The sequence below is a fragment of the Sulfitobacter sediminivivens genome, from assembly GCF_042611115.2.
GTDB lineage: Bacteria > Pseudomonadota > Alphaproteobacteria > Rhodobacterales > Rhodobacteraceae > Sulfitobacter > Sulfitobacter sediminivivens.
In genome coordinates this window covers 162,078-174,570 of the sequence record NZ_JBHGAR020000005.1, presented here as the reverse complement: position 1 = coordinate 174,570, position 12,493 = coordinate 162,078, and the positions used below count along the sequence as shown (strand labels likewise).

Sequence of the window (12,493 nt, the reverse complement as noted above, 5' to 3'; positions counted from 1 at the left end):
TGCCGACTTATTGAGCGGACGTTACGAAACGATATGTCATCGGTCAACAAAAAAGATGCCCCATTTCGATCACATTTGGCACAACGCTTCAGTCTCAAAAAAAGGCCGTACCCGAAGGCACGGCCAGTCTGACAGGGAGGAAGTGTCCCGACCCGAACGAGGACATGTCGGGCAGGAACAAATAGACTATGGCGTGCAAAGGTTAAGTTTGTATGCTCTGCCGGAACGGATCGGTGCCATGCAGGTACGAGGGGAATTATTGTGACACAAGACATCTTTATCGGCGGTGGCGGGACGGATTACGAAACGCAGCAGTTTCTGAGCATCGGTTATGCAAACCGACATGGGTTGATTGCGGGGGCCACCGGCACCGGCAAGACTGTTACCCTACAGATCCTCGCCGAAGGATTTGCCGCCCAAGGCGTGCCGGTATTTTTGTCTGACGTCAAAGGCGACCTGTCAGGCCTCGCAAAATCCGGCAGTGCAGATCACAAATTGCACACGCCTTTTATGGAACGCGCCCAAAAGATTGGGTTTGAGGATTATGCTTACGGTGCCTTCCCGGTCACGTTCTGGGATCTGTTTGGCACCCAAGGCCACCCGGTGCGCACCACAGTTTCCGAAATGGGACCGTTGTTGCTCGGTCAGCTTCTGGGCCTGAGCGAGGCCCAGGAAGGCATTCTGAACATCGCCTTTCGCGTGGCTGATGAGGATGGGTTGCCTCTGCTTGATCTCAAGGACCTGCAGGCTCTGCTGGTCTGGATCGGTGAAAACGCCAAAGACCTTTCGCTGCGCTATGGCAATGTCTCGACGGCTTCTGTCGGGACAATTCAACGCCGCTTGCTTGTCCTCGAAAACCAGGGGGCGGCCGACCTGTTTGGCGAACCCGCCCTGGCACTCAGCGACCTGATGCGCACCGACATCGACGGGCGTGGGTTCATCAACATCCTGGCCGCCGATCAGCTGATGCAGGCCCCCAAACTCTATGCGACTTTCCTGCTCTGGCTCTTGTCCGAACTCTTTGAAGAACTGCCTGAAGTGGGCGACCCCGAAAAGCCCAAATTGGTGTTCTTCTTTGATGAGGCGCATCTGCTGTTTGAGGATGCGCCCAAGGCGCTTGTTGACAAGGTCGAACAGGTGGCCCGCCTGATCCGCTCCAAAGGCGTGGGGGTCTATTTCATCACCCAAAATCCAGCCGATGTGCCTGATGACATTCTGGGCCAACTGGGCAACCGGGTGCAACACGCCTTGCGCGCCTTTACCGCCAAAGACCAAAAAGAGCTGCGCATGGCCGCCCAGACCTATCGCGAAAACCCACGCTTTGATACCGAAGAGGCCATCAGAGAAGTCGGCGTCGGCGAAGCGGTGACCTCCTTTTTGCAGAAAAAAGGCGTGCCGGGCATTGTTGAACGCACGCTGGTCCGCCCGCCCTCTTCGCAGCTTGGACCCATCGATCCAGCAGAACGCGCAGCGCTGATGGCCACCTCAGCCATGGGCGGCAAATACGAGACCCGCCTTGATCGCGAATCCGCCTTTGAGATGCTGAAAAAGCGCGCGGATGAGGCAGCAAAAGCCGCAGCGGCTGCCGAAGAGGCGGCCCAAAGCGAAGACGCCACACCTTCCTTGCGCGAATTCAACAGCGCCCGGCGCTACGCGGGCAAAGGGGTCGGACGCTCGACCTCCCGCGCGCCCCGGCGCAAAGCTGACGAAGGGTTCGGCGGGGCCATCGCGTCTGTCGTCATCAAAGAGCTTAAGGGCACCACAGGACGCCGCATCGTACGCGGCATTCTGGGTGGATTGTTCAAGGGGCGCTGACCCCCAATTCATTGTTCTTAAAATACACATAAGCAACATCAGCCAAACCCACACCGGATCTGGCTGAAATGCCTACTTCTCAGGGATCAGGCCACGCGGGCTGAACCTGAGCACCAAAAGCAACACCAGCCCCATTGTCAGCAACCGCATGTGCGCCGCACTCTCAATCAGGTGTGCCTTAAGCGCCGATCCGTCTGCCATGCCATAGGTAATCACATTCATCAGCCACAGGCCCATCGGTTCGACCTGAACCCACAGGAACCAGATGAGGAACCCGCCAAGCACAGCACCAAAGTTGTTACCCGATCCGCCGACAATCACCATCACCCAGATCAAGAACGTAAAGCGCAGCGGCTGATAGGTGCCGGGTGTCAACTGTCCATCCATCGTGGTCATCATTGCGCCCGCAATCCCGCAGATCGCAGAGCCCAGAACAAACACCTGCAGATGGCGCGCGGTCACGTCTTTGCCCATCGCTTCGGCGGCCACTTCATTATCGCGAATGGCACGCAGCATGCGGCCCCATGGCGAATGCAATGCCCGTTGACTGAGCCACAGCAGGATCAACAACACCGCAGCAAAAAGCGCGATGTAAAGAACCTTGACCCAAAGCGTTGATCCTTCAACCGGATCAAAGCCCATGCGTGCAGCCGTTTCAACAAAGCTGGCGCTGTTTTGCAGATCAATTTCATAGGGCACTGGGCGCGGCACGCCGATGACGTTCTTAACACCGCGCGTCAGCCAATCTTCGTTCTTGAGCACGGCGATGATGATCTCGGCAATCCCCAGCGTGGCAATCGCCAGATAATCTGACCGCAGCCCAAGCGCTGTCTTGCCAATCAGCCAGGCGGCGGCAGCGGCAAACAACCCACCCACCGGCCAGGCGATCAAGACCGGCAGACCCAGGCCGCCCAAATACCCGGTCGCGGCGGGGTTGATCGCCTCGACACGTTCCACCGCCGGGTCAAGAAACGCCCGAAACACAAAGAAACCCACCACAAGAACGGCGATGACTGAAAGGTTCCGGGTCCAGCCCGGCCGCATCTTCTTCATCATCAGGACCGCTGCGACTACAGTGCCCGCCCCCAATAGCAACGCGCCGACTATCGCAAAACCACCCCCCGACCATGCGCCTTCCGTGCGAGGCATGCCCACCAGCACGGCGGCCAGACCGCCAAGTGCGACAAAGCCCATGATGCCCACGTTGAACAGTCCGGCAAACCCCCATTGCAGGTTGACGCCAAGCGCCATGATCGATGAAATCAGCCCCATTGCGATGATCAGCAGCGCCGAATTCCAACTGCTCGAAAACCCTACATAGAGGATCAGCGCCGCGATGATCGCGAACAACAAAGAGTTTTTTTGGATCTGGCTCATGTGGACTGCCCCTTGAATAGGCCCGTGGGCTTGATCAACAGCACAATCAGCAGAATGACAAAGCTGACCGCGAATTTGTAATCGGTGCTGAGAAGCTGCACCAGACCGCTGGGCTCAAGGCTTTCCGGCATGGCGTAGACCAGCACCTTTTTCCAAGCATAGGTGATGGTAACTTCGGAAAACGCGATCACAAAACCACCCGCAATGGCCCCCAGAGGATTGCCCAACCCGCCCACAATGGCGGCCGCAAAGATCGGCAGCAAAAGCTGGAAATACGTGAAGGGTTTGAACGATTTATCAAGCCCATAAAGCACCCCGGCAATCGTCGCCAGCGTTGCCACGATGATCCAGGTGATCATCACGACGCGTTCAGGGTTGATGCCCGACAGCAGCGCCAGATCCTCGTTGTCGGAATAGGCACGCATGGATTTACCCGAGCGGGTTTTGTTCAGAAACCAGAACAGCAGTGCCACAACCGCAATCGCGGTGATCACGGTGATGGCTTGGGTGGTCTTGATCGACAATCCTTCTTCAAGCCCGGTCAACGTCTTGAAATCACGCGCCGAAATGATGAAGCGTTCACCATCAAGGAAGTTCTGATCATCCGCGCCAATGATAAACCGTGTGATGCCATTGTAGATGAATGTGACACCCAGACTGACGATGACCAAAATCACCGGCTTGGCCTTTTTGTCCCGGTAAAAGCGATAAACCGCGCGGTCCGTCCCCAGCAGCAAACCAATTGCGAACAAGATACCAAAGGGCAGGGCAAGCAGGGCGGTGGGCAGCGGACCAAGGCTGATCCCCCAGCTTTGGAACAGCCAAGTCATCAAGACCGTAGCCATCGCCCCCATCGCCATCGTGTCACCATGGGCAAAGTTGGAAAACCGCAGAATGCCGTAGACAAGCGTGACACCCAGCGCTCCAAGGGCCAGTTGCGATCCATAAGCGATGCCCGGAATGAGAACATAGTTTGCGAGCGCTATGATTGCGTTGAGTAGGTCCATACCTCAGCCCCCCAAAAACGATTTGCGGACTTCGGGGTTGGCCAAAAGTTCCTTGCCGGTCCCTGTGTACCCATTCGCCCCTTGCACCAGAACATAGCCTTTATCAGCAATCTCAAGCGCTTGGCGGGCGTTTTGTTCGACCATCAGGATTGGTATCCCGGTGCGCGCCACCTCGATGATGCGGTCAAAAAGTTCATCCATCACAATCGGGCTGACCCCTGCCGTCGGTTCATCCAGCATCAGCACCTTGGGCTGCGTCATCAGCGCGCGGCCCACGGCGACCTGCTGGCGCTGACCGCCCGACAACTCGCCCGCCGCCTGATAGCGCTTTTCCTTGAGGATCGGGAACAGGTCATAGACCTGCGCCATGGTATCGCTAAAGTCATCGCGACGAATAAAGGCACCCATTTCAAGGTTCTCTTCTACCGTCATCGAGGTAAAAATATTCGAGGTCTGCGGGACAAATCCCATCCCCTTGCCAACGCGGTCTTGCGGCGACAGGTTGGTGATATCTTCGCCGTCCAGCCGTACATGACCTTTACGCATATCAAGCATGCCAAAAACCGCCTTCATGCCGGTCGATTTCCCCGCGCCATTGGGGCCGACGATCACCGCAATCTCGCCCTGATCCACTGCGATGGTACAATCGTGCAGGATATCGGGGCCATTGCCATACCCTGCCGTCATCCCTTCGCCAATCAGGAAGGGACCACCGGGGGCGGCAAAGCTTTCACCGCTCGATCTTGGGATGACACTGCCTTGCCCCTTGGGATTGCCAATCGACAGGTCCTTGTTGCCGCGGTCACTATAAGCGTCGCTCATTTCAGCCTCTTTCATTCGCAGCCGGATCAGGCCGCTGGTAATCATCCGCGCAGGAAATCGGATCCGCGCAGTTGTCATGGAGTAACGCCAAAACGCTCCGCGACAGGGTATCCATGTTGGCAATATCGGTGGTTTCGGGCGCATCAAGGTACAGCATGATCCGCGACGCGCCGACCTCGGCCAACATCACAGCGCTTAAGAACGTGTCCCCCTCAAGGGCGTCTCTTTGGATCGACCGAACCGCGCTGCCGCTGCCATATGTCAGACGATCGTTCTGGAACACCTCAAGCGGGGCGTCGCCATCGGCCGCGATCCATTCAGCGTATGTGGCATAGCGTTCCTCAAGCGTGGCAAGGTCATCGCCAATCTTAAATCCCGGCCATTCTTCGGTAAAACTCAGTGCCAGATTGCCCAGAATAAGCGTTGATCCGTCGCCCGCAGTGTCCCATGCGGCCCCTTCCCAAGCGGTATCGCGATCACACATCCAGACATTTTCAGTCAATTGCGCACAGGCCGCCGCCGCATGGGGCAGGGCGATCGCCGCAGCACCTGCGATGCTCAGGGCACGCAAATTCATGCGCCCACCTTGTCCTTGTTCTTGAGACCGGTACCGAGATAAGCCTCGATCACCTGCTCATTTGCTTTGATCTCTGCCAATGTGCCCTCGGCCAGCACATGGCCCTCGGCCATGCAGATCACCGGATCACACAGGCGCCCGATAAATTCCATGTCGTGTTCGATCACTACAAAGGTATAGCCGCGTTCCTGATTGAGCCGGATGATCGCATCGCCAATGGTATTGAGCAGGGTGCGGTTCACGCCCGCGCCAACCTCATCCAGAAACACGATCTTGGCATCGACCATCATGGTGCGGCCAAGCTCCAGCAATTTCTTCTGCCCGCCCGAAATCTGACCCGCTTTCTGGTCGGCCAGATGTTCCACTGTCAAGAATTCCAACACCTCGTCGGCCTTGGCGCGCAGGGCGCGTTCCTCGTCTGCGATGCGTTTTGTGCCAAACCATGTGTTCCACAAGGTCTCACCGGATTGATTGCCCGGCACCATCATCAGGTTTTCCCGACAGGTCATCGATGAAAATTCATGGGCAATCTGAAAGGTACGCAGCAGACCTTTGTGAAACAATTCATGCGGTGGCAGCCCGGTGATGTTCTCACCATCCATCAGAACACGCCCCGAAGTTGGTGCAAGAACGCCGGCGATCACATTGAAAAGAGTGGTTTTTCCAGCCCCGTTTGGCCCGATCAAGCCTGTGATGGAACCCCGGTCAATCGTCAGCGTTGCGCCATCCACAGCACGAAATCCGCCAAAATGCTTGTGCAGATCGTCGACCACAATCATGTGTTCGTTTTCAAGGCTCATGCGTCCATCCCCGTAGTGTCGGTCCGTTGTCGGCCGATCATTTATTGGTCGTCTTATACATGAATGCAGCCCACATCGCTGCGGGCTGCATTATCTATGCCATCAAGGTTTACTTGAAGCCGATGGTTTCGTTCTTGCCGTCTTTGACTTCGATCATACGGTATGTGCCAGCGGCCTCACCCGGTCCGATCAGTTCAACAGCTGATGCACCGACATAATCAATGTCTGTGCCTGCCTTGAGCAGTTCAAGTGCCTTGCCCAGTTCGCCGGGATAGATCTTTTCGCCTGGTGCGTTGGCAACTTCCAGAATTTTGTCCTTGTAATCAGCAGGATCAACGGAATTTGCAGCTTGCATCGCCAGCAGAAACAGGGCCGCCGCGTCATAGGCTTCTGGCGTGTAAGGTGACGTTGCATCAAATGCGTCGCCCGCCATTTCGATTAAAGTATCGATGCCTTTGCCTTCGGAGCCCGCGATCTGACCGTACGACCCGTTCAGGTCAGGGCCAATTGTTTTGGGCAGGTTTTCACCGATCATGCCGCCGGGCAGACCGAATGTTTCCCAGGCACCTGCATCAAGTGCGGATTTGATGATACCCGCACCACCTTGGTCAAGGTAGCCCGCAACAACCAGCAAATCGCCACCGGCAGAGGCCAGCGCACCCACTTCGGCAGAATAATCCGCTTTGCCGTCTTCGTGCGCGGCGACGATGGTCACTTCGCCACCAACAGCCTTGAATGACGATTCAATCGCATCCGCCAGACCCTTGCCATAGTCATTGTTGGTATAGGTCAGGGCGATGGATTTGACGCCACGCTCCACCAGAATTTCCGCCATCACTTCGCCTTCGCGGGCGTCAGATGGCGAGGTCCGGAAGAACAGGCCGTTGTCTTCCATGGTGGTCAGACCGGGCGATGTGGCGGACGGCGAAATCATCACCATGCCATTCGGGATTGCCACGTTTTGCAGCATTGCACCTGTCACACCGGAACAATCACCGCCGATAATACCGTTGACGCCTTCGGCGATCAGGCGTTCTGCACCGGACACGGCCAGACCGTTATCGATACAACCTGAATCCGCACGGATCGACGTGACCTTGGCACCGTCAAGCAGCATACCGCTGTCGGTGACTTCTTTCATCGCCAGTTCCGCACCCGCAGACATCGGGCCGGTCAGCGATTCAATCGGGCCGGTGAAACCAAATTCAATGCCCAGTTTAACTTCTTTCGCGTGGGCGTCAGCATAAGCATGTGTCGCCAGCAGTGCCGCAGCCGTTGTGGCCATAAGCATCTTTTTCATGAGGATCTCCCTTGTTGGAACATGATGTTCGCCGCAGACGTTAGGCGGTGGTTTCTTAAAAGAAAAGTAGTTTTTGACCGATCCCAACGGGCACCGGCCTCACATCACGACCCTGTTGGTGGATTATTTGCCCAAGTTGCCTACATTTCCTGAAAAGCACATCCAAAACAGGAGAATTTCCATGCATTTGATGAAGAAATTACCCAATTTCCTGCTGATGCTGACAACCTCAGCTATGCTGCCATTCAGCGCAAATGCAGAACTTTCGGTCAGAATTGACCCCGTGGTCACTGGTTTGGATGCACCTTGGGCGATTGCACCGCTGGCAGATGGCGGCGTTTTGGTCACTCAGAAAGGCGGGCAATTGATCTATGACCGGGGCGGACAACGCACCGAGGTCGCAGGGGTGCCAGAGGTCGCACTTGACGGTCAAGGCGGGCTTTTGGATCTGACGCTTGCGCAGGATTTTGACCGGTCGCGTGTGTTGTTTCTGACCTACGCCAAGCCGCAGTCGGGCGGCGGTAGCGGGACCGCATTGGCAAGTGCGCGACTGTCGGACGATGGCACGGAGCTTGAGAATGTGACGCTGCTTTTCGAGATGGCTGCAGGCAGCAGCGGCGGACGTCATTTCGGGTCACGCGTCGTCGAGGCACCGGATGGAACGTTGTTCGTCACCATTGGCGAACGGGGCGACAGACCCGCCGCACAGGACCAGAGCCGCCACAATGGCACCGTGGTGCGCGTGAACCGCGATGGGTCAGTCCCCCAGGACAATCCATTTGTGGGCCGCTCCGGCGTCCAGCCCGAAATCTGGTCATACGGTCATCGCAATCCGCAGGGGGCAGGATTGGACGGGGCAGGGCATCTGTGGGTGTCCGAACACGGGGCCAAGGGCGGAGACGAAGTAAACCGCATCATCAAGGGTGCAAACTATGGCTGGCCGATCATTTCTTACGGGCGGCATTATTCCGGTGCAAAGATTGGTGAAGGTACCGCCAAGGACGGTATGGAACAGCCCGAATTCTATTGGGACCCATCTATCGCACCTTCGGGATTGCTGGTGTATTCCGGTGCGTTGTTTCCTCAATGGGCGGGCGACATCTTTGTTGGGTCACTGAAGTTTGACTACATCAGCCGCCTTTCCGGCGATCCACTGCAAGAGGTGGCGCAGATCAAAACAAAGGAAACAACTCGGGTTCGCGATATCGTCGAAGGGCCAAACGGTGCAATCTGGTTTATCTCGGAACCTCAGGGAATAGTGTACCGGATGACCCCGGCGGAGTAGGGCAAGTGCGTCAGATCGACAACCGCGCCGCATGGGCACCGCGTTCCCGGTAGGGCGTGGTGTCATAATGCGCCCGGTAGCATTTTGAGAAATGCGATGGCGAGGCAAAACCGCAGGCAAGTGCCACGTTGATCACGCTCATGTCCGTCTGCATCAGCAGATTACGCGCCTTTTGCAGGCGCAATTCCATATAGTAACGTTTGGGCGACCGGTTCAGATAGCGCCGGAACAACCGCTCAAGCTGGCGGGTGGACATGCCCACATCACGTGCCAGCACCGACGGGCTGATCGGTTCTTCGATGTTGCTTTCCATCATCTGAATGACCTGGCTCAGTTTTGGATGACGTACACCGATGCGCGTTGGCACCGACAAACGCTGGGTGTCCTGATCGGTGCGGATCGACGAATAGATCAGTTGATCGGCCACAGAATTTGCCATGTCTTCACCCAGATCATCGGCAATTATTTTCAGCATCAGGTCAATCGACGATGTTCCGCCCGCTGTGGTCAATCTGTTACCATCCACAACAAAGACCGATTTAGTCAGCATCACTTCGGGAAATTCTTCGGCAAAGCTGTCCTGGTTCTCCCAATGGATTGTCGCTTTTTTACCGTCCAGCAACCCGGCCTTGGCCAGCGTAAACGCAGCCGTGCACAGCCCCCCGACCATCAGTCCCTTGCGGGCCTCGCGGCGCAGCCACCCAAGCAGCTTTTTGGTGGTCCCGTCCTGAACATCAATACCGCCGCATATCATCACCGTATCATCGCGCGCCAATTCATCCAGATCACCATCAAGCGCGAACACCGCACCTGACGAGCTTGGCATCGTGTTGCCACCTTCACCCAAGATCCGCCATGTGTAGGCCTGTCGTGATGCCATCCGGTTGGCGATCCTCAGACATTCCACAGCCGAGGCAAAGCTCAGCAACGTGAATTCCTCTAACAGCACAAAAACAAACCGGCGTGGTTTGTCGGTGTTCGGCGGTATCCGTGTGGCCGGGCGCGGATCTGACATCGCGACGTCTTTCTTTAATTATTCTTAGGTCATCATGTTCCATTGGCGACAAGACCTGCCGCAAAGCTTGTTCATGTGGGTCAGGTCAGGTCAAGAGGCCGAATTTGGGTTCTGGTCACTTCTGACCTGTTTTTGTATAGGAAAGGCTCACGATAGCGCTGACATTTGCGCAAATGACCGGAGAGATGACAAATGACCAATTGGAGTACAGCAAGCTGGCGCACCAAACCGCGAATCCAGATGCCCGATTATCCTGATCAAGCCGCCTTGAATGCCGTTGAGGCACAGCTGGCACGTTATCCGGTTCTGGTCTTTGCCGGCGAGGCGCGGAAACTGAAAAAACACCTCGGCGCTGTCAGCCGCGGCGAGGCATTCTTGTTGCAGGGCGGCGATTGCGCCGAAAGCTTTGAGCAGTTCAGCTCAGATGCGATCCGCGACACGTTCAAAGTGATACTGCAGATGGCAATGGTGCTGACCTACGGTGCCAAGGTGCCAGTGGTCAAACTGGGCCGGATGGCGGGCCAATTTGCCAAACCACGCAGCGCGCCTACCGAAACCGTGAACGGTGTTGAGCTGCCAAGCTACCGTGGCGACATCATCAATGCGCTGGAATTCACACCAGAGGCGCGCATTCCTGATCCAACCAAGATGTTGCGTGCCTATACTCAGGCCGCCGCGACACTCAACCTGTTGCGCGCCTTTTCAACAGGCGGTTTTGCCGACATGAGCCAGGTGCACGCCTGGACACTGGGCTTTACCGATGCCGATGACGCCGAAAAATACCGTGAGATCGCCACCCGTATTCAGGACACAATTGATTTCATGTCCGCCGCTGGCATTACCGCCAGCACGACCCATGAATTCTCGACTGTGGAATTCTATACCAGCCATGAATCGCTGTTGCTGGAATATGAGCAGGCGTTGACACGACTTGATTCGACCTCCGGCAAATGGCTGGCGGGATCGGGTCACATGATCTGGATCGGGGACCGCACCCGCCAGCCGGATGGCGCGCATGTGGAATTTGCGCGCGGCGTTCAGAACCCCATTGGATTGAAATGCGGGCCAAGCATGGAAGTGGACGACCTCAAAAAGCTGATGGCAACGTTGAACCCCGAAAACGAGGCCGGGCGTCTGACGCTGATCGCGCGGTTCGGGGCCGGATCGGTCGGCGACCATCTGCCACGTCTGATCAAGGCCGTGCAGGAAGAGGGCGCAGATGTTGTGTGGACCTGTGACGCGATGCACGGCAACACCATCAAGTCCTCAAGCGGCTACAAAACGCGGCCATTTGAATCGGTGCTGCGCGAAGTGCGCGAATTCTTTGACGTGCATGCCGCCGAAGGGACAGTGCCCGGCGGTGTCCATTTTGAGATGACCGGCCAGGACGTGACGGAATGCACAGGCGGCGTACGTGCGGTCAGTGATGAGGATCTTTCAGACCGGTATCATACCGCATGCGATCCGCGTCTGAACGCCAGCCAGTCCCTTGAACTGGCATTCCTAGTGGCCGAAGAATTGTCAGCCCGCCGCACATCACAGGCGTCACAGGCCGCTGGCTAAGGCTGATCCGGATTGATCGGGCTCTCTAAGTAACAACGACGCCGCTGGCATTCTGCGCAGCGGCGTTTTGCGTGGTAACAACAACGTGCCATACGTGGCTCAATTTACTTGTCGGATTTGACCAGCCGCAGATACGGCGGTGGCACCTTGCCCTCTTTGCCCTTGAAAGGCGCTTTGGGCGCACGGAACCCCGGCATCTGGTCATGCGGTGCGGGTCGGACCACAGGTCCCACAGGAAGGTCAACACGCGCAACCGTCTGACCAGGCACCAAGGGCCGCACCTCTTGCTCGATCAGATCAAACCGGCGCGGGGCGGTGCCGATGTCGCCACGGCTGACCAGACATCCCAAGGCGCGGCTCACATCGCCAAGGTCACTTTTGAGCGGCAGCAACACCATCCTTGCATCAAGCGTTACGCGCCGGACACCACCGGGTGACGTCAGGCGTAGGCTGGCAGTGGCAGGTGTCTGAAACACATCCTCAAGCCCATCAGCAATCTGGCGGCGGGCATTCGGGGCAAACATCGCGGTCAGCGGCATACCGCGAACCTCCATCCCCATCAACTCGTTCAAATGGCTGCCTGCAATCCGCATCCGCGCAATACCGGGTGCGATACGCTCAAGGATAAAAGCATATTCCAGCGCCGCTTCGATCCCGCGTGGATCGACTTCGGACCGCTTGGGCAACAGATTGCCCCCCCGCAGCGCCTCCCAATAGGCTTCTATCTGCGCGATGATGGCAAACCCGGAATCTGATTGATAATCTGACATAGAGACAACATTTTGCGCGTTCTGGCCATGCTTGTCCATCAGCGTTCACCTTACCTTTGTTTTCGTTTCAGGGCTGCGCGCATTTATCTCAAAATCCTGCCAATACCGCGCCAACATGCGGCACCAGGGCCACAGTCCTTACCAAAGACTTAATAGCGGGCC

Annotated in this window: 11 protein-coding genes; 3 read left to right on the top strand and 8 right to left on the bottom strand. The window is 56.8% G+C overall.

The window, feature by feature from the left end; translation table 11 throughout:
* Nucleotides 1–261: 261 nt before the first annotated feature.
* Nucleotides 262–1,815 (top strand): helicase HerA-like domain-containing protein, encoded by a 1,554-nt coding sequence (locus tag ACEWL3_RS07960; RefSeq protein ID WP_386178931.1) that lies wholly within the window; start codon nt 262–264, stop codon nt 1,813–1,815.
* A 72-nt stretch (nt 1,816–1,887) separates the two neighbouring features.
* Here ACEWL3_RS07960 and ACEWL3_RS07955 read toward each other — a convergent pair whose 3' ends face one another.
* The 6 genes from ACEWL3_RS07955 to ACEWL3_RS07930 all read right to left on the bottom strand — a co-directional run bounded on the left by ACEWL3_RS07955 (nt 1,888) and on the right by ACEWL3_RS07930 (nt 7,698).
* The gene (locus ACEWL3_RS07955) at nt 1,888–3,192 is read right to left on the bottom strand and encodes an ABC transporter permease subunit (protein ID WP_386178934.1); all 1,305 of its coding nucleotides are present in this window, start codon (nt 3,190–3,192) and stop codon (nt 1,888–1,890) included.
* Complete coding sequence (locus tag ACEWL3_RS07950; RefSeq protein ID WP_386178937.1) at nt 3,189–4,199, bottom strand: branched-chain amino acid ABC transporter permease; 1,011 nt, start codon at nt 4,197–4,199, stop codon at nt 3,189–3,191. Before ACEWL3_RS07950 ends, ACEWL3_RS07955 begins: the two co-directional genes overlap by 4 nt.
* Before the next feature lie 3 nt (nt 4,200–4,202).
* Nucleotides 4,203–5,021, bottom strand: coding sequence for an ABC transporter ATP-binding protein (locus ACEWL3_RS07945; protein ID WP_386178940.1), 819 nt, complete (start codon nt 5,019–5,021; stop codon nt 4,203–4,205).
* Nucleotide 5,022: 1 nt separating this feature from the next.
* On the bottom strand, nt 5,023–5,598 hold the full coding sequence (locus ACEWL3_RS07940) for a hypothetical protein (protein ID WP_386178943.1): 576 nt from the start codon (nt 5,596–5,598) through the stop codon (nt 5,023–5,025).
* Nucleotides 5,595–6,377 carry an ABC transporter ATP-binding protein gene (locus ACEWL3_RS07935; protein WP_386179465.1) on the bottom strand — a complete coding sequence of 261 codons (783 nt, stop codon included), beginning with the start codon at nt 6,375–6,377 and terminating at the stop codon, nt 5,595–5,597. The genes ACEWL3_RS07940 and ACEWL3_RS07935 overlap by 4 nt, the downstream gene beginning before the upstream one ends.
* A gap of 130 nt (nt 6,378–6,507) precedes the next feature.
* Nucleotides 6,508–7,698 carry an ABC transporter substrate-binding protein gene (locus ACEWL3_RS07930; RefSeq protein ID WP_386178946.1) on the bottom strand — a complete coding sequence of 397 codons (1,191 nt, stop codon included), beginning with the start codon at nt 7,696–7,698 and terminating at the stop codon, nt 6,508–6,510.
* 235 nt (nt 7,699–7,933) lie between these two features.
* On the opposite strand from ACEWL3_RS07930, the gene ACEWL3_RS07925 reads away from it, so the two are divergent.
* Entirely contained in the window at nt 7,934–8,983 is a 1,050-nt protein-coding gene (locus tag ACEWL3_RS07925; protein ID WP_386179468.1) for a PQQ-dependent sugar dehydrogenase, read from the top strand.
* A 10-nt stretch (nt 8,984–8,993) separates the two neighbouring features.
* On the opposite strand, the gene ACEWL3_RS07920 is transcribed toward ACEWL3_RS07925, so the two are convergent.
* Nucleotides 8,994–9,998, bottom strand: coding sequence for a GlxA family transcriptional regulator (locus tag ACEWL3_RS07920; RefSeq protein ID WP_386178949.1), 1,005 nt, complete (start codon nt 9,996–9,998; stop codon nt 8,994–8,996).
* Between the two features lie 192 nt (nt 9,999–10,190).
* Between ACEWL3_RS07920 and ACEWL3_RS07915 the strand changes: the two genes are divergently transcribed.
* On the top strand, nt 10,191–11,561 hold the full coding sequence (locus ACEWL3_RS07915; RefSeq protein ID WP_386178952.1) for a class II 3-deoxy-7-phosphoheptulonate synthase: 1,371 nt from the start codon (nt 10,191–10,193) through the stop codon (nt 11,559–11,561).
* A 104-nt stretch (nt 11,562–11,665) separates the two neighbouring features.
* On the opposite strand, the gene ACEWL3_RS07910 is transcribed toward ACEWL3_RS07915, so the two are convergent.
* Nucleotides 11,666–12,370 carry a PAS domain-containing protein gene (locus ACEWL3_RS07910; RefSeq protein WP_386178955.1) on the bottom strand — a complete coding sequence of 235 codons (705 nt, stop codon included), beginning with the start codon at nt 12,368–12,370 and terminating at the stop codon, nt 11,666–11,668.
* Nucleotides 12,371–12,493: the final 123 nt, after the last annotated feature.